General features: G+C 42.6%; 20 protein-coding genes and 2 pseudogenes. 8 read left to right on the top strand and 14 right to left on the bottom strand.

The genetic code is table 11. The features are described 5' to 3' along the window. Positions 1–439: 439 nt before the first annotated feature. From APB76_RS09060 to dusA, 7 genes are all read right to left on the bottom strand, one after another. Positions 440–1,216, bottom strand: a complete 777-nt coding sequence (locus APB76_RS09060) for a phosphoadenylyl-sulfate reductase (RefSeq protein WP_049844317.1) — start codon at positions 1,214–1,216, stop codon at positions 440–442. Next, positions 1,209–2,945, bottom strand: a complete 1,737-nt coding sequence (gene cysI, locus APB76_RS09065) for an assimilatory sulfite reductase (NADPH) hemoprotein subunit (RefSeq protein ID WP_049844316.1) — start codon at positions 2,943–2,945, stop codon at positions 1,209–1,211. The genes APB76_RS09060 and cysI overlap by 8 nt, the downstream gene beginning before the upstream one ends. Further along, entirely contained in the window at positions 2,945–4,798 is a 1,854-nt protein-coding gene (locus APB76_RS09070; RefSeq protein WP_054962934.1) for an assimilatory sulfite reductase (NADPH) flavoprotein subunit, read from the bottom strand. Before APB76_RS09070 ends, cysI begins: the two co-directional genes overlap by 1 nt. Before the next feature lie 126 nt (positions 4,799–4,924). Then, a complete protein-coding gene (locus APB76_RS09075) occupies positions 4,925–5,155 on the bottom strand; it encodes a hypothetical protein (protein WP_049844315.1) in 231 nt (76 codons plus the stop codon). Positions 5,156–5,302: 147 nt separating this feature from the next. Then, entirely contained in the window at positions 5,303–5,965 is a 663-nt protein-coding gene (locus tag APB76_RS09080; RefSeq protein ID WP_054962932.1) for a TIGR04219 family outer membrane beta-barrel protein, read from the bottom strand. A gap of 133 nt (positions 5,966–6,098) precedes the next feature. Continuing rightward, entirely contained in the window at positions 6,099–6,308 is a 210-nt protein-coding gene (gene pspG / locus APB76_RS09085; protein WP_049844313.1) for an envelope stress response protein PspG, read from the bottom strand. Between the two features lie 160 nt (positions 6,309–6,468). Then, on the bottom strand, positions 6,469–7,473 hold the full coding sequence (dusA, locus tag APB76_RS09090; RefSeq protein ID WP_049844312.1) for a tRNA dihydrouridine(20/20a) synthase DusA: 1,005 nt from the start codon (positions 7,471–7,473) through the stop codon (positions 6,469–6,471). A 105-nt stretch (positions 7,474–7,578) separates the two neighbouring features. Between dusA and APB76_RS09095 the strand changes: the two are divergent. From APB76_RS09095 to APB76_RS09105, 3 genes and pseudogenes are all read left to right on the top strand, one after another. After that, positions 7,579–8,649 (top strand): annotated as a pseudogene (locus APB76_RS09095) (site-specific integrase). A gap of 104 nt (positions 8,650–8,753) precedes the next feature. Beyond that, a complete protein-coding gene (locus tag APB76_RS09100; RefSeq protein ID WP_054962931.1) occupies positions 8,754–9,596 on the top strand; it encodes a sce7726 family protein in 843 nt (280 codons plus the stop codon). A 9-nt stretch (positions 9,597–9,605) separates the two neighbouring features. Next, positions 9,606–10,529 carry a sce7725 family protein gene (locus tag APB76_RS09105; protein ID WP_049844297.1) on the top strand — a complete coding sequence of 308 codons (924 nt, stop codon included), beginning with the start codon at positions 9,606–9,608 and terminating at the stop codon, positions 10,527–10,529. A gap of 313 nt (positions 10,530–10,842) precedes the next feature. Here APB76_RS09105 and APB76_RS23265 read toward each other — a convergent pair whose 3' ends face one another. Then, entirely contained in the window at positions 10,843–11,172 is a 330-nt protein-coding gene (locus tag APB76_RS23265; RefSeq protein ID WP_235431317.1) for a hypothetical protein, read from the bottom strand. Beyond that, positions 11,132–11,547 (bottom strand): annotated as a pseudogene (locus tag APB76_RS09115) (M15 family metallopeptidase). The gene APB76_RS23265 and the pseudogene APB76_RS09115 overlap by 41 nt, the downstream one beginning before the upstream one ends. A 264-nt stretch (positions 11,548–11,811) precedes the next feature. Here APB76_RS09115 and APB76_RS09120 point away from each other — a divergent pair. Continuing rightward, positions 11,812–12,453: a hypothetical protein gene (locus APB76_RS09120; RefSeq protein WP_237767897.1), complete on the top strand. Its 642-nt coding sequence runs from the start codon at positions 11,812–11,814 to the stop codon at positions 12,451–12,453. Positions 12,454–12,556: 103 nt separating this feature from the next. On the opposite strand, the gene APB76_RS09125 is transcribed toward APB76_RS09120, so the two are convergent. The 4 genes from APB76_RS09125 to APB76_RS09140 form a co-directional block, all read right to left on the bottom strand. Beyond that, a complete protein-coding gene (locus APB76_RS09125; RefSeq protein ID WP_049844296.1) occupies positions 12,557–13,009 on the bottom strand; it encodes a hypothetical protein in 453 nt (150 codons plus the stop codon). Next, a complete protein-coding gene (locus APB76_RS09130; RefSeq protein WP_235431314.1) occupies positions 12,993–13,403 on the bottom strand; it encodes a hypothetical protein in 411 nt (136 codons plus the stop codon). The genes APB76_RS09125 and APB76_RS09130 overlap by 17 nt, the downstream gene beginning before the upstream one ends. Positions 13,404–13,600: 197 nt before the next feature. Continuing rightward, positions 13,601–14,587, bottom strand: a complete 987-nt coding sequence (locus tag APB76_RS09135) for a hypothetical protein (protein WP_049844294.1) — start codon at positions 14,585–14,587, stop codon at positions 13,601–13,603. A 49-nt stretch (positions 14,588–14,636) separates the two neighbouring features. Further along, positions 14,637–14,849, bottom strand: coding sequence for a hypothetical protein (locus APB76_RS09140; RefSeq protein ID WP_049844293.1), 213 nt, complete (start codon positions 14,847–14,849; stop codon positions 14,637–14,639). Positions 14,850–15,395: 546 nt separating this feature from the next. Here APB76_RS09140 and APB76_RS09145 point away from each other — a divergent pair. The 4 genes from APB76_RS09145 (at position 15,396) to APB76_RS09160 (ending at position 21,174) form a co-directional block, all read left to right on the top strand. Next, positions 15,396–16,433: an HD-GYP domain-containing protein gene (locus APB76_RS09145; protein ID WP_049844292.1), complete on the top strand. Its 1,038-nt coding sequence runs from the start codon at positions 15,396–15,398 to the stop codon at positions 16,431–16,433. 19 nt (positions 16,434–16,452) lie between these two features. Continuing rightward, positions 16,453–20,052 (top strand): response regulator, encoded by a 3,600-nt coding sequence (locus tag APB76_RS09150; RefSeq protein ID WP_054962930.1) that lies wholly within the window; start codon positions 16,453–16,455, stop codon positions 20,050–20,052. A gap of 178 nt (positions 20,053–20,230) precedes the next feature. After that, positions 20,231–20,695: a zinc uptake transcriptional repressor Zur gene (gene zur / locus APB76_RS09155; RefSeq protein WP_049844290.1), complete on the top strand. Its 465-nt coding sequence runs from the start codon at positions 20,231–20,233 to the stop codon at positions 20,693–20,695. Between the two features lie 17 nt (positions 20,696–20,712). After that, entirely contained in the window at positions 20,713–21,174 is a 462-nt protein-coding gene (locus APB76_RS09160) for a chemotaxis protein CheX (RefSeq protein ID WP_004748296.1), read from the top strand. Positions 21,175–21,236: 62 nt separating this feature from the next. Here the strand turns inward: APB76_RS09160 and cysC are convergent, their stop codons facing one another. After that, a complete protein-coding gene (gene cysC / locus APB76_RS09165) occupies positions 21,237–21,854 on the bottom strand; it encodes an adenylyl-sulfate kinase (RefSeq protein ID WP_054962929.1) in 618 nt (205 codons plus the stop codon). Between the last annotated feature and the right edge of the window lie 8 nt (positions 21,855–21,862).

Raw genomic sequence — 21,862 nt, forward strand, 5'->3', positions numbered from 1 at the left:
TTGGATTATCATCAACGAGTGCCCACACAGATTGATAGGTCTATATTTTTAAAGAGCTTCTCTTCTTTGTGATTCGCATCACTTCGGAAGAGGCGGCCATTCTAGCGTTTTAAACTTCAGTGTCAACCACTTTATTAAAAGTTTTTTTCAAGCGTTTCCGCTTAGCTAGTTAGCCTGTCGATTTCGCTTGAACCCTTGCGAGCCCTTGCCCTGTCGACGAGGAGGCATTATAGAGATCGCGCTCACATTGGCAAGCGTTATTTTGAAAAAATTGCAAAAATAACGATTAACAGGCTAACTTTCGCCCAAAGCCTTATTTATCCAACTTTACCCAACAAGAGCAAACAATATATTCACAGAGTTATCCACACTTGCCACTTTTCATACAAAAAGAAAAGGCCGCAAACGCGACCTTTCTATCTATATATAGAGGGAGAAACTAAATTCCAGAGCCATCTTGTTCACTATCATCTTCATGAAGACCACATTCACGCTTCAAGCCGAAAAAGCGGGTTTCTTCTTCACTCATACCCGGTTGCCATTTTTTACTCGTGTGAGTATCACCAACAGATAGATATCCTTCATCACGCAGTGGATGGTAAGAAAGGCCATTCTGCTCTAGGTAGTAGTGAACATCCTTATTTGTCCAGTCGATAACAGGCAGAAATTTAAACACACCATTTTGAATCGATAAGATTGGTAGATTTGCTCTTGATTTTGATTGCTCGCGGCGTAAGCCTGAGAACCAAGTTCCAACTTCTAGTTCATCTAACGCTCGCCTCATCGGCTCGACTTTATTTAGTTTGTTGTATTTCTCTATTCCCTCTATACCTTGTTCCCACAGTTTCCCATAACGCGCTTCTTGCCAGTTGGCACTTTCTTTAGCGCGATAGACTTTGAGGTTTAATGTCAATTGTTCACTAAGTTGATCAATAAAGCGGTATGTTTCCGGGAACAGATAACCCGTATCAGTCAAGATGACAGGAATATCTGGTTTTTGCTCAGTAACGAGGTGCAACGTAACGGCAGCCTGAATACCGAAACTAGAAGAAACCGCAAACTGGCCTTCAAGGTTTTCAAGCGCCCAAGCAACTCTTTGCTGTGCGGTTAGTACTTCTAACTCTGCATTGATTTGACCAAGCTGGAGTATTTGTTCCGTCTTAGTTAATGAGAGTAGCTGCGCTAACTTTGGTTTAGAAGCCACAGAATCAAGCATGTAAGTCCCTCTTCGATACTTTTACCTCTGAGATAATTCCAGCACGGATAGTGAAATCACCAAACCCTTCACCTGTTTCACGTTCTTGTGCCCAGCGACCAACCAGTTGATCGATCTCTTCAAGTATCTGCTTATCGGTGATGTTCTCTTTATACATCTTTGGTATACGCGTTCCGGCTCGGTTACCTCCTAAATGAAGGTTATAACGACCAGGAGCTTTACCCACTAGACCAATTTCGGCCAACATCGCGCGACCACAACCGTTCGGACAGCCAGTCACACGTAAGATAATATTGTCTTCTTCCGGTAAAGCATGCTTTTCAAGGATAGCTTCTACATCAGTAACAAACTGAGGAAGGAAACGTTCGGCTTCAGCCATCGCAAGTGGGCAGGTAGGGAAAGCAACACACGCCATAGAGTTCTTGCGTTGCTCGCTCACGCTATCATCGATCAAGCCATGTTCGCGTGCGATCTTCTCAATCTTGGATTTTTGACTTTTCGAGACACCCGCTACAATTAAGTTTTGGTTGGCAGTCATACGGAAATCACCTTTATGAATCTTGGCAATTTCCGCAACGCCAGTTTTAAGTGGTTTACCCGGGAAATCCAGTAAACGACCATTCTCTATAAATAGAGCTAAATGATGCTTGCCATCAATACCTTCTACCCAACCAATGCGATCGCCACGATCAGTAAACTCGTATGGTCGACTTTCAGCAAACTTAACATCAGCGCGTTTTTCCACTTCTGCTTTAAATACATCAATACCAACACGGTCTAGTGTGTATTTGGTTTTAGCATTCTTACGGTTTGAACGGTTACCCCAATCACGCTGAGTTGTTACTACTGCGGCTGCAACATCAAGTGTTTTCTCTAAGGGAACAAAACCGAAATCATCAGCACGGCGTGCATAGGTAGAAGTATCACCGTGAGTCATTGCCAATCCACCACCGACAAGGACGTTAAAGCCCACCAGCTTGCCATTCTCACCAATCGCAACGAAATTAAGATCATTGGCATGAACATCAACATCATTTTGCGGCGGAATCACTACCGTGGTTTTAAATTTACGTGGAAGATAGGTCTTGCCTAGGATTGGCTCATCACCCTCAGTTGTCTCAACTTTCTCGCCATCCAGCCAAATTTCTGCGTATGCCTTCGTCTTAGGTAGCAAGTGCTCACTGATTTTCTTCGCCCACTGGTAAGCTTCCTGATGCAGCTCTGATTCGATTGGGTTAGTCGTACACAGGACGTTACGGTTAACGTCACCCGCAGTTGCAATTGAATCAATACCAATGCTATTGAGGGTTTGGTGCATTAACTTAATATTCGGCTTAAGAACCCCGTGAAACTGGAAGGTTTGACGCGTCGTAAGACGAATACTGCCATATAGTGAGTGGTCTGTTGCAAACTTGTCGATCGCTAGCCACTGCTCTGGACTGATAATGCCACCTGGCATACGCGCACGCAGCATGACATTGTGTAGCGGCTCCAGTTTTTGCTTAGTACGTTCATTGCGAATATCACGGTCATCTTGCTGATACATACCGTGGAAACGAATTAACTGAAAGTTGTCGGCCGTGAAACCACCAGTAATTCTATCTTGCAGATCTTGTTCAATCGTACCGCGCAGGAAGTTACTTTGCGTTTTTAGACGTTCGTTATCAGAAAGCTTTCCTAACTCTTCACCTAGTACAAGCTGCTTATTATTCTCAGTAGAAAAAGTCATTAGTACACATCCCTTTGATAACGTTTCGCTTTACGTAGTTCGTTAATAAATTCTTCCGCATCATCGCGTGACAGTTTGCCTTGTTGCTCGGTAACGTGAATCAAGGCTTCATGGACATCTTTCGCCATGCGAGTGGCATCACCACAGACATAGATGTAGGCACCTTCTTCAATCCACTGCCAAACTTGCTCGGCATTTTCTAGAATGCGGTGTTGGACATAGACTTTCTCTGCTTGATCACGGCTGAACGCCACATCAAGGCGATTTAGCAATCCAGACTTAAGGTACTTCTGCCACTCCACTTGGTAGAGGAAATCTTGAGTAAAGGTACGATCACCGAAGAACAACCAATTTTTACCTTCTGCATCTCGGTTGTCACGCTCTTGAATAAAGCTGCGGAAAGGCGCAATACCTGTACCTGGGCCAATCATGATTAAGGGGGTGTTGTCATCTTGAGGTAGCTTGAAGTTATTGTTGTTCTCAACAAAGACTTTCACCTCGCCACCTTCTTCCAAGCGCTGTGATAAGAAGCTCGATGCGCCTCCGTAACGCTTTTCATCTCCCTTGTCGTATTCAACTAAACCCACTGTTAGGTGAACTTCTTCATCCACTTCACTTTGACTAGATGCAATAGAGTACAGACGTGGAGTTAGACGACGTAATAAGCTGATAAGCTCTTCTGCCGATAGCTTAGATTTCTTCTCTGCGAGTACATCAACAACCTGCGTGTTACCTGCGTACTCACGTAATTTGTCTTTATCTTCCACCAGCTTTTGTAGCTTTTTACTGCCAGATAGTTCTGCAAACTTAGTCACTAGCTGAGGGTTAGCCGCTGTGATCTCAAATTTGCTAACCAGTGCGCTATGAATCGATAGGCTCTCCCCATCAACTTCAATGCTTTCTACACCTGATAGGCCCGTTTTAGCTAAAATGGCATTAGCGAGATCGCTGCTGTTTTCAAACCATACGCCTAGCGCATCACCCGGTTGGTAAGTTAAACCTGACTCTTCGAGATCGATCTCTACGTGGCGAACATCTTTACCTGAATCACGGCCTGTTATTTTTTGGCTCGTCAGCAGCGTCGCTGTATAAGGGTTTTGCTTGTTATAAGGAGAATGTCCTGGTGCCGCTTGGCCTACTGGAAGTTGTACCACCTCAGCTTCTGCACCAGAAGATAGCGCCTCTTTTACTTTTTCGAGTGCTGACGCACGCCACTCTGCTGCTGGCGCATCATAATCAACATCAAGATCAACACGATCGATAAACGGAGTCGCGCCTAGTTTAGACAAGAAAGCATCAAAATCTTTGCCCGTTTGACAGAAGAATTCATAACTCGAATCCCCTAAACCAATCACTCCATATTTGAGGTTCGGCAGTTTTGGCGCTTTCTTCGACTGTAAGAATTCATGTAGCTCAATAGCATTATCTGGCGCTTCACCTTCACCATTTGTGGACGCTACGAAAATAACATGCGTCTCTTTAGCGAGGTTTTTGCCTTTGTAGTCGCTAGCATCGAATAGCTCTACCGCGATGCCCTGCGCTTTTGCTTGTTGCTCTAGCGTTTCAGCGACACCTTTGGCGTTACCAGTTTGCGACGCGAAAATAATTGATAGTTTTCCAGCAGGTTTTGCTGCTACTGCGGCAGCCGCTTGATTAATTGGAGCAGAAGCTGCAGCTGGTTGAGCTTGAGCTAAACCCCAGAAATAACCGCTCACCCAAGCCAACTGCTGCGCTGACAGATCTGTTACTGTCTGTTGCAGTGAGCTAAGCTGTTGATCGTTAAGAGGAGCAGCGATTGATGGTAATTCTTGTGGTGTGTTTCCTTGAGAGGACACGTTCTTGTTCAAAGACATGGTCTCGACATCCCTATTCATTGCGTGATGATAGATTAACCACTCTCCTTAATAACAAGAAAGAATAGAAGTGAATGTTTTATAACTTTTAGAATTAAAGAAAGGAGAAGAATTGGCCTAACTCTATTATTTAGCTTCTACTCGGACTTGCTTGAAACCTACCGCCATTGCAGACTTTGACGCAAGGTCTAAGTTCATATAGTGACACTCTTCACCATGAGAGTCCGTTAACAAAACGAAGCCTCCACGCGCATGACGAAACTCAACGATCCAACAGCCTTCTTGAGCTGATGGCTCTATGATGGCTTCAATCAGTTGCTGCTCTCGATAAAGATGTCTAAGTTCATTGATAGTCATGAGATTCCTTTCTCTGGCTAAAACAATATTCCTTGTTAAGCATGGTCAATCGACAAGAAAGTGCTAAATGAAAAGTCTAAATATAAGTAATAGGTATAAAAAAACGCCGCGTTATAAGGCGACGTTTTAAAAAGCTTTCTGGTTAGCTTAGAATGAGAAATCGGCCCCAACAAAGAAACCATTGGCGAAAATAAATGGCTTACCAAGTTTTGAATCTTCACCTGGCTTAAAAATCTCTTCAGCTTCAAGATCAATGACTCGATAACCCCCTCGCAACGCAAGAGTGCTACTGCCAAGCGGTAATCGATACTGCAAACCTGCCATCAGGTCAGTACTCTTAATGCCACTATTGTTACCAAAGTTCATCTCACCAATAACATCAAGGTTAGTGTTCGGTACGGTTAACTCTGCATAGCCATACCAGGCCCAAATCATTTCATCAAAGCTCTTAACTGCATTGGTATCTGCATTCACGTATTTAGTATTACTCAAGTCACTAAATGTCATACCCGCATCAAAGTGCATTAAATCATGTTCAAGAATGCGGTAATACAAAGTAAGGTCCAACTTATTAAACGCCATATAATCGGCATCGACGGTTGAATAGCGAACTCGCGCATCAGGAACATAGCTCACATCATGCTCTAGCGCGACATAGAAGCTCGGTGTGGTATCACTTTCCCGGCTAACCTCATTCACCTCGGTGTTTGGGAACCACATTTCAGCACCAAACTTAGTGGTTAAAGATGACTCTGCCAATGCAGACGTAGAAACAACAGCTGCCAGTGCAATTGCGGTTTTTAAACCCATGAATGTGACTCTCCGAGTATTAGCGATAGGCAGCCGACCACTTTGCTGCCTCAGCATAGATAACAGTGGTATGCGACAAATACTAAAGCATATTTGTGCGACTAGCCATTAAGTATTTCGCTTTAGATTGCAATTACCTAGGTTGAGCCACATAGGATTTAAAGAACCAAATACCAATTGCAATTACGATAAGCCAAGGCAACAACTTGAATACCGCACCTACCATGCCGAGTAACACCATAACCACCAACGAAAACGCAACGCCTGCGAGTACCGTCACCATAGTCACTCCTGTAACCAACAGTGTCGCAGCAAATACCATAATAAAAATCAGTTCAAACATATGATTCTCCTTAGTTTATATAAACTATCTATCACAATACGTGCCAAATACTCATAGCCACTTAAAGCATTGAAAAACAACAAATTAAAAAGAGCGCTCAATTTGAGCGCTCTTTTTAATTTGTCAATGAGGTAAAATTAACCAAGCATGTAGGTATTTTTTACACATTCAATTCTTTGGGGATTTTTGCTAATGCCGCTTCAACCACTTCAATACCCGAACCTGGTTTATGCGCATTTTCGCTGATGTAACGACGCCATTGGCGCGCCCCTGGCATGTTTTGGAACAAACCAAGCATATGTCGAGTGATATGACCTAAGTAAGCCCCGCTCGACAGTTGTTGTTCAATGTATGGGTACATTTCTTCAACCACTTGAGTACGCTTTTTAACTGGCTTATCTAAACCAAAGATTTGCTGATCGACTTCAGCAAGAATATATGGGTTCTGATACGCTTCACGACCGACCATCACACCATCTAGGTGCTGTAGGTGTTCTTTGCTCTCTGCTAACGTTTTCACACCACCATTGATGGCAATCGTTAAGTGAGAGAAATCTTGCTTTAGCTGATAGGCACGTGGGTAGTCTAATGGTGGGATTTCACGGTTTTCTTTCGGGCTTAAGCCAGATAGCCAAGCTTTACGAGCATGAATAGTGAATTGCTCACAGCCGCCTTTCTCAGAAACGATAGAAACAAAGTCGGTCAGAAACTCATACGAATCTTGGTCATCGATACCAATACGCGTTTTCACCGTTACAGGCACATCAACCACATCGCGCATTGCAGAAATACATTCAGCCACCAGCTCTGGCTCTGCCATTAAGCACGCACCAAAACGACCATTTTGCACTCGGTCGGAAGGACAGCCCACATTAAGGTTTATCTCATCATAACCACGCTCTGCGGCTAACTTAGCACACGTAGCCAAATCCTGAGGGTTCGAACCACCAAGCTGAAGCGCTAGCGGATGCTCTTGCTGGTTATAGGCTAAGAAATCCCCTTTGCCATGAATGATCGCACCTGTTGTCACCATTTCGGTGTACAGCAGAGTTTCACTGGTTAGTAAACGATGGAAGTATCGACAATGGCGATCTGTCCAATCGAGCATGGGCGCAATGGAAAAGCGGTTTGCCGCGTATTTATTGGTTTTATCAATGTTTGTCATGACTTAGCCTTTAATAAATGCTGTACAAATACACAGCAAACTACCTAGAATTATATGGAATTACTTCCGTCAGTCCCCCTATAGTCCCCCTCAGGAGTAGGACAAATGGCAAGCTATAACATCGAAACACGCAAGCTTAGAAACGGTGAACTCAGGTTCAAGGTAACAGTAGTCGTAAAAAAGATTCGCGCATTATACACAGGGAAAGCAAAACTCTAAAAAAGAAAGCTCTTGCTAATTCATACGGAATGAAACGTGTATCAGAGCTAGAAACTGAAGGTGTGCTAAACAAATTGAAGTCAGTATCCCTTGGAGTTCTTCCTGACCTCTACATGCATGACAGAGATTGATGGAACAACACAGGACGTACCAAACGTTATGTTATTAAATTTCTTAGAGATTGTGACATCGCAAACATCGAGTCCAATTCATTACAAACAAGTGACTTGATAGAGCACTGTAGAATAAGGCGTGCTGCAGGAGCTGGCCTCTCAACTATCTATCATGATATTGCGTACTTAAGAGCAGTGATGAAAAAAGCAAAACCTGTATTCAACATTGCGCCAAACTTTCAGATCTTTGATGAAGCCGTACCCGTACTAACAGAAATGCAACTGGTCGGTAAAAGCCAACAACGTACACGTCGCCCTACATCAGAAGAACTAAATAGGTTACGAACTGGGCTTCTAAAAAGGGAAAGCTTTCGGCCTAATGGCCCTACCCGTATTCCATTTATTGATATCCTAGATTTTAGCATCCTAACTTGTATGCGAATTGGTGAAGTCTGCTCAATAAGGTGGGAAGATTTAGATCAAGGAAACAAAATTGTAATAGTAAGAGATAGAAGAGACCCTCGGAAAAAAATCTGGTAATCATATGCTCGTTCCACTGCTCGGAGATTCTTTTGATATAGCAGTGCGGCAACCGATGAAAGGAAAACGAATCTTTCCTTACAATTCTCGAAGTGTCACTGCTGGCTTTCAAAGGGTTCGAAATGAGCTTTGCATCGAAAACTTACGCTATCATGATTTGAGGCGTGAAGGAGCAAGCCGATTTTTTGAAAAAGGATATTCAATTGAAGAGGTAGCACAAGTAACCGGTCACAAAAACCTAAATGTATTGTGGCAAGTTTATACTCAATTATTTCCTCACTCATTGCATAAGAAAACGCTCTAAACTTTTGAAATGATTACTTGAGATTGAATCGATTTCTCTCTAGGATTCGTGTCTCGTGACTTCCCCCTAAGCTAAAACTTAAAAATAGTGTTATATAATTGGCTATGGAATATAGATTACTAGCGAAGCTTTTTAGTAGCTCAGAACTCAAAAAAATCGCAGCAGGAGACCTCAAGATCTTCAACCGCGTGGGGGAAGTGTTCTCTGAATTTGACTCAGCTAGTTCTATCCCAGAGTTTTATGACACAGCATATAGGCTTTTATTAAAGCACTATCGCAACGAATATGTTGTTAAAAATGAGATTGCAAACAAGATACTTCTTGGTCGCCACTCAATGAAAACAACAGCAATGATGAGTGAACTTAGGACAGGAAAGAATATAGCTGACTGCGTAATTCTTAACGGTCATTCTACTTGCTATGAAATCAAGACAGAATTTGATTCTCTTGTGAGATTTCACGATCAGCTTAGCTCCTATTTGAAAGCGTATGACAAGACTTATATCGTCACTCATGCTAACCATTTAGAAGAAGTGTTGGCATTACATGCTCAAATCCCTCGCTTTGGAGTTATTGAGCTAACAAAGCGGAATAGTTTGAAACCGATAATCACAGCTCCAATTAGTGGTGACTTCGACCCAGAAATTACATTTGATACACTCCGCAAACCGGAATATGTACATATTGCAGAGAAAATAGCTGGCAAACTTCCAGAGATGCCTAATTCTCAAGTCTATGAGCACTGTAAAGAAGTGTATCAGTCTCTCAGCCCTGAAACAGCGAATGATCTTTTTAAGGAAAGCTTAAAGCTCTTTCGTGCCAACGATCACAAATTCATCAACTCACTCCCTAAATCCCTAAAAAACATAGGTATTAGCTACCAATTTAGCAGACAGGAAAAAAACAATCTCTTATGCTCGCTGATGAATAACACATCTATATGCTAGGAGTTAAATATGTATTTTCCATTTTTGAGAGGAAAGAAACACGAACTTTCAGCTCTCAGAAAAACAGCGTCGCGACTCAACCCAGAGAAATTTCGTCCAATTATTGAGCCTGTAAAACGCAATACCAACACACTCGTCAGAACTGTTAATGAGTTGAACAGCAATCAACAGACTCCAGTAGTTATTATAAACCCTCTTGAAGGAGAGCTAAGAGGTAACACTACAGACATTTTTACCACTCTCCAGAATGAGTCGCTGAATTTTATTCCATGTATTGCATTTAGCCACCAGAACATTCAAACGGCTGTGCAATTGGCTCATCAGCTCGCTACTGACGATGTTGTTTACGCTACCTACTTCAAAGATGAACCAACTGTAGATGTATCTCAGATTACTCAAAATGCATACATAAACTCAGTACGGTCAACTGACAACTCAACAGAACACTTCATTTCTGGCCTGCCTAACCTGGTAAAAATTAAGGACTGTTTCCAGCCACAAGAACGAAATGCAGACTATCCAACACAACCATATGTGTACACTGACGCTCATTTGACCTATAGAAATTTACCCAATGCAGTAGGTTTTGGTGATTACCAAATTGTGGGCGAACCGTTCTCAGACACTGGGGGACCAGCGCGCGCGGTTGCGCTCCATATCACCTACTTCAATTCAAACCACAACCACTTCATGTTCATTAAGCATTGCGTATCTACAATAGATAGTGGAACTACTGGTAACACTGCCGCTAAATTTATAGAAGCCCTTGGTCTTCTGGTACAATTCGCCGCAAGTACTCCAGATGTTGACCAAACTACAGTAGGGTTTGAAGAGTTTTTGAGCCTTCACCAAAGAAGACATTACCCTAACCTTGGACCAGCTAAAGAAAACTCAATAATGCACCATATCGAGACCATAGCTAAGAACATTTAACTACCTAAAGGCTGAGTCATATCAGAGTCAGCCTTAACCTAGCCTTCCTAGTCACCTTACCTTAACAACCCTTTTATTTTTGATCGTGTAGCCTTTTTTGAGTCGCCCATTAGGCTTACGCCCTTTGCATTTACAGCACTTGCTTGCGCTTGCGTCGTCTAGCCATGACCATCTTCCAGTTTTCGGATCCGTTGTTCCTGGTCTTGTTGGACTTTCTTAATCCAATTGATGTCCGTTTTCAGCGCCGCAATCGTACCGGCACTCGAGACCAGACCTGTCACTAGGGAAATGACCAGTGCTTCCACTAACCCCATTATTTCCCCCTAAATCTGAATGAAAAAAACTCCAGCAGGTAGCGCACCATAGAGCGAAAGCCAAAGGTATCAATGACTACCGCCCCGACGATGTACCAATAGTATTCCGGCACGAACTCGAGCGCTTTGAATCCATCCTGGACGTAACCGGCATAGTCAGGAATGAAAGACAAGATTATCGGGATGAACACCACCAACATAATGAACTCGTCTTTTAGGCCTCGCTCTCGAATCGAGACTTCGTCCAGGTTCGCTGCCTTTTCATCGCCAGATTGAATAAAGCACCAATCATGGATACACCGCTCTATCGAGTTCGATATGAGGGCCATCTTTGAAAGACGTCCAGTCCCCACCCCATTTAATGGGTGTACCCAACTCCCTCGCCGCTTGCTTGAACGCCCAACTGACTTGTTCGTAGTAACTAAAGCCCCAAGTCACCTGCCGTCTTCGTCATACACCACGTAATCAATCGCGTGACCGGTTTGATGACGGCTAATCCGCGAGTAGCCATCGAGTTGGCTGGCCTTTTGTCGAAACAGCTCATACTGCTCTTCTGCAGAGCGTTTTCCCGAGGTGATACCAAAATCAAAGGGACTGAGCTCAAGCGCGCGGCGCACCACATTTTTCAAATCGTGATGCACACCAATCAGTTTGGTTTCACTGCGCACTGAAAGCGCAAAGCCGCTGCAATTCTTACTAAGAATAATACAAGCCACAAGTGACAACCTAACCTATGAGTCTTGGCACATAAAAAAGAACGATATAGAATACAAAGACTTCCAGGTAATTGGGGAAGTAGTTTGGTCAGGACAAAGGATTTGAAGTAATTGTTGAGTTTAAAAATACTTATATACAAGTGGTGGTTGTTTATAAGACGAGTATTTAGGGAGTTCAGTTACTCTCCAAGAGTAGAATCTTTTGTTAGAGGGATGTTCACAACATTCTATTCAATGCTATTGGTTGGGGGGATGTTTTATATTTTACACCTCGATCAGCAAGCAGGTACAAAATGGAATTCAATGCTCTCTTGGAACTCAGACTGCCACTATACGAGTCTGGAAAACATAACGGCCCCCATAACGAAAGAGCTAAGAGAGATAAGGTGTTTGTTAAAAAAAGTTACAGATAAGGAGGAAAAACGTTCTTCTTCTCTTATCTCGTCAATTCCTTATCTATTTCCATTTGTCATGTTGCTCATTGCAAGTATTGCCTTAACCTACAACGTCGGAATGAAACTAAGTGAGCTAAGGCGATACGTGACGTATCAGATCAAAATAAAGAAGCTCAATGGACAGGAAAAATGGAAACTGGAGCTCTGCAATGAAGGTATGCAGAATGAACACTTTTACGAAATCTGGTTCCTTGACCTTACATTCAAAACAACATTACAGAACGTCATTTTTGGGAAAAGAGGAAAACTTCCACATAAAACGCTAGTGACTGGAAAACATGGAGTTTTGAACTGCTTTGAACCAGTTAGCTATGAGTTGACTGCGAAACAGATAAAAGCGATCGAATCGAACAATAAACATACATACGTAGTTATAACAAATCCTAGAGGTAAGATTTTCGCCATCGGTAAAAAAGCAAAACGAAGAGGTCTGAATTAGTACAATTCAGCTTTATAGAACATAGCTCAAATGCTCCCTTTACTTACTAAAAAACCACCATCTGGTGGTTTTTCTATATGTTAGGTTTATTTCACTCTAGCTATTATTGGGGATACCAGTCCTGCTCTTCAATAACATACCGAAGACTAAATGGTTCACTAAAGCGCTTCTGCAAGTCCATGAGTTTGACCATATCAATATTTTTCATTCTTTCAGCAGCCTGCTCTTCAAGTGGTATTAGATCGACAGCATGTCTTTCATACACCTCTTTTGCATTTTCCTCATCAATAGCTTCCAGTAAAGCGTCAGTTTCGGCTTTAGAACACTGCCTATCGTTGTAGTTCGCTAGATAGCCTGCCACATTCTTTTGATCTTCAAGCGATAACGATTCAAACCAATCTGATTTGGGAAAAGGCACTTCATTACTGCGGGCTAAATCCACACAAAAGTCGATACGATCTAGCCATTGTTTTTCCAGTTGATCGATACTGGCTTGGCTAGAAGCGCAACCAGACAATAACGTGATAGCGATTAAGACTTTACTTCGATAGTTCAACGACACACCCCCAAAATTTTTGCTCTTCCCCATTAGTAAAGATTTCGCGCTCCATAGCGATTTTTAAAATTGCACTTCGAGTATATGAAGACGACCCTAGCATGGCCTTACCAAAGGTATTCCAGTCATTTTCCCGGATAGTAATCATCGTTTCAAATGGACTTTTGGTCACACTTGGCGTCCCAAAAATAAAGTAAAACGGCGTAGCTGCTAGGACTCCTGACAAAAGATTACCGGACTCCATGATGGATTTTATATCCGCTACATCTCTTTTACTTCTTTTACTGAGCTGCATGTTTCTTATTTCACAAACGCCAATACTCGCCATCACTGATACCATTCTAGTTGCATAAAATCTTGTGCTGGTTATACCGTTAGAGATCAACTCTGTCATCCGTCAAACCGTGACGATCAGCCAATAAATGTGACAACTTGCAAATTGACTATCAGAAACCTCAAAGTCACTAACGAAAATCAGAGCAAGTATTAATATGGTATTAAGCGTGGGAGTATTAAAAAAGTACGTATGGAGGGCTTGCGAGTTTAGGTATAGCTTAAAAGTGAGTCCAATCGAGCATACTCTGTTCGAGACTATATGGGGAAATACTTCTCCACATCTGAATTCCCCAACCTTTCAGACTCTTGCTGGTGGAAGATACTTTCTAACTCTAAGTCATGTAAATGAGCATGAACGATTTCTCGACATGGAAGCGCTACCGTAAACTTTTTCCATTGCTCTTCTTTCGTAAACAAACGTTCATCGCTCTCCATAAATGCTTCTACATCTTCAGCAGACACACCTTTTGTAGTCATTGCTCTTTTAAACTTTTCTTTTTCTTTCTCTACCAATAGCTCCACGACAGGTGTGTAATCAGTAACCTTTGAAAAAGCTCTAGTATCTTTACATCGATACCCACTCACCACTGGTAAAATGTAAATATCATTGTGAGGCTTAACAGGGATAAACAACGGGTAACCAATAAATACTTTATTATCAGACATCGTAAAAAGTATAGGTAGGCGATGCTCTAGGGACATAGCCAATAGGCGACTTAACTCCGTGCTTTCTGAGTCTTTCAAATAGGATTTAGAAATACTTTCTCTTCGTTTTTCAAGAAAACGTTCAAAGGGCTCTAGAATGAGTAATTTGATCGGCCGCTTAACTAAGATGAAAAAAATAAACCTCAGAACCCCAGGCTCAGAACGCCTTCTCCACCGACTCGTTGGCGTGCCAAAAAGGTATGTAATATTGGGCAACAAGGCCCCAAGTGCAACACTCAGCATCGAAATATCAATCAGTGCAACTTGATCTTGCTTTACATCATCCTTAAAGAAAACATCCGTTAGAATCCAACGCCCTAAATCGAACGTTACTCCTAAATACAGGCCAGCACGATAAAGAAAAAAGTAAATGAGAGCTGAAATAGAAAAGAGCACAATACCAACAGCCGAGGCCACGAAAAAGGTATGATATCCATTACTTCGGTTTAAGCTATGAAGGGTGCCATGATACTGGCGAAGAAATGCATAGCCAGCTATACCAAAAACAAAAAATAGGAAAATAGTAGGTTTAATCATACATACAAAAAAGCACTAACGTGTAGTGCTTTAATTCCATTTGTTAGTGTTATTCGCTGTTATCAGCCGTTTCAGAGGCAGCTTTGAGCTGTGCCTTGACTTTGTAACTATCGACTAAAGAGGAAACATCAACATCTAAGACACTATTGCTTGAATAGGTTGCCTTAATAAACAAAGCTTTCTTTTGCTGTATATACTGATCGTACTCTTTTCGAAGAAGTTCAACAGTATCGATAGCTGCTGAATGTACAGTATCTGTCATTTGTATCCCTCCTTGGTAGTATGCTGATTATGATACGTCTACACGTAATAATTATACGATAGTTGGCCATTTGTAAATCATTTATGTGTAAAATAGCATCAAGTCCTGCTTGCTATCACACCTTACAAGAGTTTACTTTAATACTAACGACAAGGTTCCCTATAGACCCCCTCGAAACAACTAACCAATTGACAATAAAGGTTAGTCAATCCAATCGAGCATGGGCGCAATGGAAAAGCGCTGCATTGGAAATTGTTGTCTCGTTTCAGTGTTGGACACGAAGCTACCTCTACACAGTCAGTACCGCTTTCAAATAACATCCTTATTTCCAACGCGGCATAAAAAAAATAATCGCGCGATTATACACCGCTGTTGGCAAAGAGTCAGAATAAATGAAGTTCATTGCCAGCAAGGATTATTCAAACGTAGGTCACGTTATCTAGGACTAGTTATACGTCCACTCAATTATAGAGTGCCAATATTGATAAAAAATAACTATTCTATGGGTTAATAAGTCAATGATTCTGCAGTAAAGGATTTACCGCAATGCCAATTGAACAGTATGAAAAACCTGTGATCCTAGTTGTCGATGATATCCCCGACAACATACATACCTTGTCTGGGATTCTTTCAGAAGACTTCCGAATAAAAGCCGCAACTAACGGTACTAAAGCACTACAAATTGCCAGTACGAAGCCCTATCCACATTTAATCCTGCTCGATATTATGATGCCAGGAATGGACGGCTATCAGGTATGTGAAAAACTAAAAAGTAACCCTATCACATCAGAGATACCGATCATTTTCGTTACGGCTAAGGCAGAAGTCATCGATGAGCAAAAAGGATTTGCGATGGGTGCCGTAGATTACATTACCAAACCTGTCAGCCCACCAATAGTTCAAGCTCGGGTGAAAACTCATATTGCGCTTTATGATCAAAACCTCTCTTTGGCAAACAAAGTCAAAGAACGCACTGCGCTGCTAGAAAAAACACGCCTTGAGGTGATTCAGCGCCTTGGTCGAGCAGCTGAATACAAAGATAACGAGACAGGGATGCACGTTATCCGTATGAGTCACTATTCGAAAATCCTTGCCCAGCAACTGGATGTCAGTGATCGTTGGATTGAGTTAGTGTTTCAAGCCTCCCCCATGCATGACATCGGCAAGATAGGCATTCCCGACGCCATTCTGCGTAAACCCGGCAAACTGGATACAGACGAATGGAAAGTGATGCAGACCCACGTAAAAATTGGTGCTGATATCATCGCTGATAGTGACTCACAACTCATGCAAATGGCACAAGAGATCGCGCTTTACCACCATGAAAAATGGGATGGCAGCGGCTATCCACATGGATTAGCCAGTGAAGCAATTCCCCTCAGCGCTAGAGTTGTCGCGATTGCTGATGTATTTGATGCCTTAACCAGTGAACGACCCTATAAAAAAGCTTGGCCTATAGAGAAAGCCATCTCATTACTAGAAGAGGAAGCAGGAGCCCATTTTGATCCTGCGTTAGTCCCTCTTTTTATTCAGCAACTCGACGAAATCTTAAAAATAAAAGAATCTTTTAAAGATGAATTCTAATTTCACTTCTGAGGCTTGAATGGACTCTGTAAAAAACTACGCGCTCGATTCTAAACGCATCCTTATCGGCTTTGTCATCGCCTCAATCTTGCTACTTATCGCAGGCGTTACTGGCTGGATTAGCTTAAATGAACGGTTCAATACCGTTAACCAATACGCAAACAACGCGCAATTACTCTCTACCCTTGATGGAATTAAGGTCATTGAACAAAGCTACATTCGTCAACCTAGTGACAGATTACACGATCAACTATCTAGCGCGGTGAGTAAAGCTCAATTGCTCGCTAGTGACTCCATTAGTAATGGCGCAGACTCTCAAATTCAAAGCACACTTGCCCACTATCACCAACAATTTGAACATTACGTCGAACTAAGTGAAAAATCGGGGAAAGCACGCACACAGCTATCTGAAACCGGCGATAATGTCGAAAGCTTAGTGCAAGAGATTCAACTTGAGCACGAGCAGTTTATTGAATCAGGTATTGTTTCCATTGATGAACTCCGAGACAAAGTCGATCGCGAATCCGATCTTGCAATTCAAGCGCACTGGTTAGTCAGTTTGATCGCCAACTCTCAAGCTGAGCAAAAAAACTATCTCGTTACCAGCCAGCAAGAGTCGCTAAACCTTGCGCAGTTTGAGCTGAAGAAAGCAGAGCAAATAATCAACAAGCTTGAACGTGAAACAACAGACACTCAGAGCCAACAGACAATTGCCTTAATCAAGAATGCGAAAAACCGTTACCATTCCGCATTGGTGCAACTGCGTAGTTGGACAAAGTTATCTAAACCTCTCCAAGCCAATATTTCATCTCAGATAGAAAGGTCAGTAACAGAGCTAACTCGGGTTTCAATCGAACTACGCTCACACCTCCAACAGCGCCTTAAGATTGCCCAACAAGCGGTTACCAGTGTTCAACTATCTATCAGTGATAAACTTTCCATCAGTACTAATTTATTGGTTTTGCATACAGAAATTAGTAATGCTCAGCAAAGCGACAAAGACTATGCCATTACGCAACATATTGAGCGACAACTGCAACTGAAAACAGAAGTTGAGAATAACCTCAATGCAGCGATAGTGTTGTTAGAAAACCTCTATGAACAAGTCGTCACTGAGGATGAACAAATTCAAATCAGTGCTCTGCAAGGAGCAACGCAGAACTACCTAGATCTGTTTAATAAGCTGACTGAATTGCGTAGCAACAAGAGCCGTCAAATCCAAACTCTTGAGCAGCAACATCAAGCCATCATCGATTTAATTCTACCAGGATATGAAGCTCAGCTAGCCACCGTAGAGGACTCTGCGAGCATCGCACGTAATCTAGCGATTGGTGGTGCTATCTTCTTAGTGACCTTGTTACTACTTGGTTTCTTAGCCAACAAATCTCACTCTGCGTTAGAGCGTTTCGCTGAAAAGCTTGCCATAGCTCGTGATGAAGCAGATTCTGCGAACAGTGCTAAATCGGATTTTCTAGCCAATATGAGCCATGAGATACGTACGCCAATGAATGCGATTATTGGGATGAGTTACTTGGCTCTAAAAACGGATCTAACCAAAGCGCAACGCAATTATATTCATAAAGTGAAGCTGTCTGCTGACTCTCTGCTTGGCCTTATCAACGACATCCTCGACTTTTCTAAAATTGAAGCGGGCAAGCTAGATATCGAAAACGTCGACTTTCATTTAGAAAATGTGCTCGATAATATTTCCAATTTAGTTGGCTTGCGCGCTTCCGACCGCGGCCTTGAGCTATTGATCCATATTGAACGTGACGTACCAACAACCTTAGTTGGCGATCCGCTTCGTCTGGGGCAGATTCTAATTAATCTTGCCAACAACGCAGTGAAGTTCACCGAAAAGGGAGAGATCAAAATATCAATCCGAGTCGCAGAACGTCATGGTGACAATCTTGTACTTGAGTTTAGTGTTGAAGACAGTGGTATTGGGATGACCACTGAACAAACGGCTAAGTTATTTGGTAAGTTCACTCAAGCAGATAGCTCTACCACTCGTAAATATGGTGGTACAGGTTTAGGCTTGGCGATCAGCAAAGAGCTGAGCCAGCTAATGGGCGGGGATATTCGTGTAGAAAGTGAGGCGGGCAAAGGCTCATGTTTTACCTTTACCGTCGCCTCTACAGTCAGCCATGCACTGAAACAAGAAGAAATTACTTTACCTGTCGAGCTAGGCAGGCTCAAAGTCCTAATCGTGGATGATAATGCCAGCGCTAGAATCATCGTCGAAGATATTCTTGAATCATTAACCTTTGACGCGCATAGCGTGAATAATGCGGATGATGCCCTTAACGAACTCAAGCAAGCTATCGGCAATAATCAACCTTATGACTTGCTTGTGACAGACTGGCAGATGCCGGGCAAGGATGGCATTGATTTACTAGAGATGATAAGTACTCAGATTTCTCAGTCCCAGCAACCAAAGTCCCTGATGTTGACCGCTTTTGGACGAGAAGAGTTAACTGAGATCATCGAACACAGAGAGATTGCGGTTCCAAGTATATTAGATAAGCCGATCACTGCCTCTCACTTGTTCGATGCCATTGTTTCTCTCTATGGTGTTAGCCATTCACGATTAAGCCGCAGCGAAGCTGAAGAACAGCACCAGTTAGCTAATGTTCAGCAACTAGCTGGGGCTCAAATTCTTTTAGTTGAGGATAATGAAATTAACCAAGAGTTAGCTATCGAGCTTCTTGAAGGACAGCAAATTCATGTCACCGTAGCTGAAAACGGGCAGGTCGCTATCGATCTGTATAAGACGAATGAATTCGATGGCATTCTGATGGACTGCCAAATGCCAATCATGGATGGCTATGAAGCCACTCAATTTATTCGAACTCAACTCAAAGACCACTCAATCCCGATTATTGCTATGACTGCCAATGTCATGGAACGTGACAAAATTAAAGCCACCAACTCTGGTATGAATGACATTATCGCTAAACCCATTGACGTTGGTACGATGTTCAGCACGCTGGCCAAATGGATTACACCAAAACACCCTCAGCAGTTTGTTGCTCAATCCGCGCAACACAACATCAATATTCCGCTAATTGAAGGTATTGGCACCCAGGCTGGTCTCATTCGCTCTAGTGGCAACAGTGACTTGTACCAGAAGCTGTTGCAGCGTTTTGCTACCACATACCGCGAGACGGGCGCCGTGGCATTGGCGCTTTCGGACCAAGATAAAGAGGTGAGAAAACGTAACATTCATTCTCTCAAAGGAGTCTCTGGTAACATTGGTGCTAGCGAAGTCCACCAGCTCAGCGCTTCACTGGAACAAGACCTAGACAACGACACTGTACGAAGCCAACTACTCCAACAGCTTGAGCAGTTAATTAACAACATAGAAGAAGCGCTTGCAACTTCACAAACCGTCATTGAAGCTTCGGATACGCCGACTCAACACTACGATCAAGTGACGTACGAAAAACTCTATTCGGCAATAGAACAAAGCGATACCGAGGCAGTAACCATCATCAGTGACATTGACTCAGGCAAGCAAATCGGCTTAACCAGCGCTCAGCTGTCTGAGCTTTCCAGAGTGGTTGAAGAGTTCGATTTTGAGCGCGGATTGCAGATCTTGGACACAGCTCAGCGATAAGAAATGGCTAAAACGCTGTTATTGGTATCGTTTTTTATGTAGATAAGGTAAGTTATAGCGCTTTCGTTAAGTTAGACTTTATTCACATTATGAATAAGTAACTTACTGACAAAGCTATAAGATATTACCTACTAAGCGACGATAAACCGCAAGAAATGGTATATTATTAAAATGTCCAATGGTAATGGTGATAGGTTTGGATCAGCATTTAGTGAAGCAAATTGAAGACATATGCTCTGCACGAGGTGTACGCCTTACAACTCAACGCAAGCGTGTATTCGAGCTGATATGCGCAAGCTCAAAGGCATCAAGTGCTTACGAGCTTTTAGAAGAGTTGAAACAGAGTGAACCTCAGGCAAAACCGCCAACTGTGTATAGAGCGTTGGATTTTTTACTTGAACAGGGCTTTATTCATAGAGTGGAGTCAACCAATAGCTACATTCAATGCGTTTCATGCAATGCTCACAAGCATTTCTCGCACCTATTGATTTGCGATAAATGTGGCAGCGTTATTGAACTCCAAGATAATAGTTTGGTAGCCTTACTGGCTAACAATGCGGAAACACATGGCTTTACCATCAATAATCACGTAATTGAGTCACACGGTATTTGTCAGACATGTTCCACTGACAATGTGAATTAACGATATAGAAGAAGATTATGCGCGCTGAATTTGTAAACCCGTTTTTAGCTTCATTGATGAACGTATTAAAAACGATGGCTTCGCTGGAATTGAAGCCACAGAAGCCTCGTGTGAAGAAAGATGAAATCGCACGTGGGGATGTATCAGGTTTAATAGGGATGGTTGGCACACAAAGCCGAGGCTCTATGTCTATTACCTTTGATGAAAGCCTCGCGTTAGAAATTATGCAAAACATGCTTGGTGAGCGCCCGAATGGCCTGAACGACGAAGTCACTGACATGGTGGGTGAAATCACCAACATGGTGACAGGTGGTGCAAAACGTATTCTTGCAGAAAGTGGCTTTGATTTTGATATGGCGACGCCAGTCGTAGTTTCAGGTAAAGGTCACACCATTCGTCACAAGTGTGAAGGCTCTATCATCATCATGCCTTTCACTTCTCAATGGGGTAATGCCTTTATCGAGATTTGTTTCGAGTAATCGCTCAAGCAACATCGATAGGTTGAATTAAAAAACGCTTCTCTCGGAAGCGTTTTTTTAGTTTAAGCAATAACTTGCCTTGCTTTTAGCGCTTGAAGACAATCTTCTACCAGGGCTTTAATCGTTTTTTCGCCAGCTCGTAAATCTATTTCTGGATCGATAGGCGCTTCGTACTCAGAATCAATACCCGTAAAATTGGCAATCTCTCCTGCTCTAGCTTTTTTGTACAAGCCTTTGGGGTCACGCTGCTCACAAACTTCTAGTGAAGTATTAACGTATACTTCAAGGAACTCGCCCTCTGGTAGCATTTCTCTAACCAGTTGCCTTTCCACTCGATGCGGAGAGATAAACGCCGACAAGACAATCAAGCCTGCGTCTGCCATCAGCTTAGCCAGTTCACCTATACGTCGAATATTCTCTCTGCGATCTTGCTCTGAAAAGCCAAGGTCACTACATAATCCGTGACGAACATTATCGCCATCAAGTAAGTAGGTATGATAGCCAGCTTGTGCAAGGCGAGTTTCTAAGGCGCCTGCCACTGTCGATTTACCCGCACCAGAAAGCCCTGTGAACCAAAGTACCACAGGCTTTTGCTTCTTTAGCTGTGAGCGGAAAGCCCTATCAATTGAGTGTTCGTGCCAGACAACATTTTCATCTTTAGTTGGCGTTTCCGTAGTCATAATTCAGT

The organism is Vibrio bivalvicida (assembly GCF_001399455.2).
In the GTDB taxonomy this organism is placed as follows: domain Bacteria; phylum Pseudomonadota; class Gammaproteobacteria; order Enterobacterales; family Vibrionaceae; genus Vibrio; species Vibrio bivalvicida.

Bases quoted from the DNA above. Each gene is read 5' to 3' on its own strand.
- APB76_RS09060 (WP_049844317.1), bottom strand. From the start codon at position 1,216: ATGCTTGATTCTGTGGCTTCTAAACCAAAGTTAGCGCAGCTACTCTCA.
- cysI (WP_049844316.1), bottom strand. From the start codon at position 2,945: ATGACTTTTTCTACTGAGAATAATAAGCAGCTTGTACTAGGTGAAGAG.
- APB76_RS09070 (WP_054962934.1), bottom strand. From the start codon at position 4,798: ATGTCTTTGAACAAGAACGTGTCCTCTCAAGGAAACACACCACAAGAA.
- APB76_RS09075 (WP_049844315.1), bottom strand. From the start codon at position 5,155: ATGACTATCAATGAACTTAGACATCTTTATCGAGAGCAGCAACTGATT.
- APB76_RS09080 (WP_054962932.1), bottom strand. From the start codon at position 5,965: ATGGGTTTAAAAACCGCAATTGCACTGGCAGCTGTTGTTTCTACGTCT.
- pspG (WP_049844313.1), bottom strand. From the start codon at position 6,308: ATGTTTGAACTGATTTTTATTATGGTATTTGCTGCGACACTGTTGGTT.
- dusA (WP_049844312.1), bottom strand. From the start codon at position 7,473: ATGACAAACATTGATAAAACCAATAAATACGCGGCAAACCGCTTTTCC.
- APB76_RS09100 (WP_054962931.1), top strand. From the start codon at position 8,754: ATGGAATATAGATTACTAGCGAAGCTTTTTAGTAGCTCAGAACTCAAA.
- APB76_RS09105 (WP_049844297.1), top strand. From the start codon at position 9,606: ATGTATTTTCCATTTTTGAGAGGAAAGAAACACGAACTTTCAGCTCTC.
- APB76_RS23265 (WP_235431317.1), bottom strand. From the start codon at position 11,172: ATGGCCCTCATATCGAACTCGATAGAGCGGTGTATCCATGATTGGTGC.
- APB76_RS09120 (WP_237767897.1), top strand. From the start codon at position 11,812: ATGTTTTATATTTTACACCTCGATCAGCAAGCAGGTACAAAATGGAAT.
- APB76_RS09130 (WP_235431314.1), bottom strand. From the start codon at position 13,403: ATGACAGAGTTGATCTCTAACGGTATAACCAGCACAAGATTTTATGCA.
- APB76_RS09135 (WP_049844294.1), bottom strand. From the start codon at position 14,587: ATGATTAAACCTACTATTTTCCTATTTTTTGTTTTTGGTATAGCTGGC.
- APB76_RS09140 (WP_049844293.1), bottom strand. From the start codon at position 14,849: ATGACAGATACTGTACATTCAGCAGCTATCGATACTGTTGAACTTCTT.
- APB76_RS09145 (WP_049844292.1), top strand. From the start codon at position 15,396: ATGCCAATTGAACAGTATGAAAAACCTGTGATCCTAGTTGTCGATGAT.
- APB76_RS09150 (WP_054962930.1), top strand. From the start codon at position 16,453: ATGGACTCTGTAAAAAACTACGCGCTCGATTCTAAACGCATCCTTATC.
- zur (WP_049844290.1), top strand. From the start codon at position 20,231: ATGGTAATGGTGATAGGTTTGGATCAGCATTTAGTGAAGCAAATTGAA.
- APB76_RS09160 (WP_004748296.1), top strand. From the start codon at position 20,713: ATGCGCGCTGAATTTGTAAACCCGTTTTTAGCTTCATTGATGAACGTA.
- cysC (WP_054962929.1), bottom strand. From the start codon at position 21,854: ATGACTACGGAAACGCCAACTAAAGATGAAAATGTTGTCTGGCACGAA.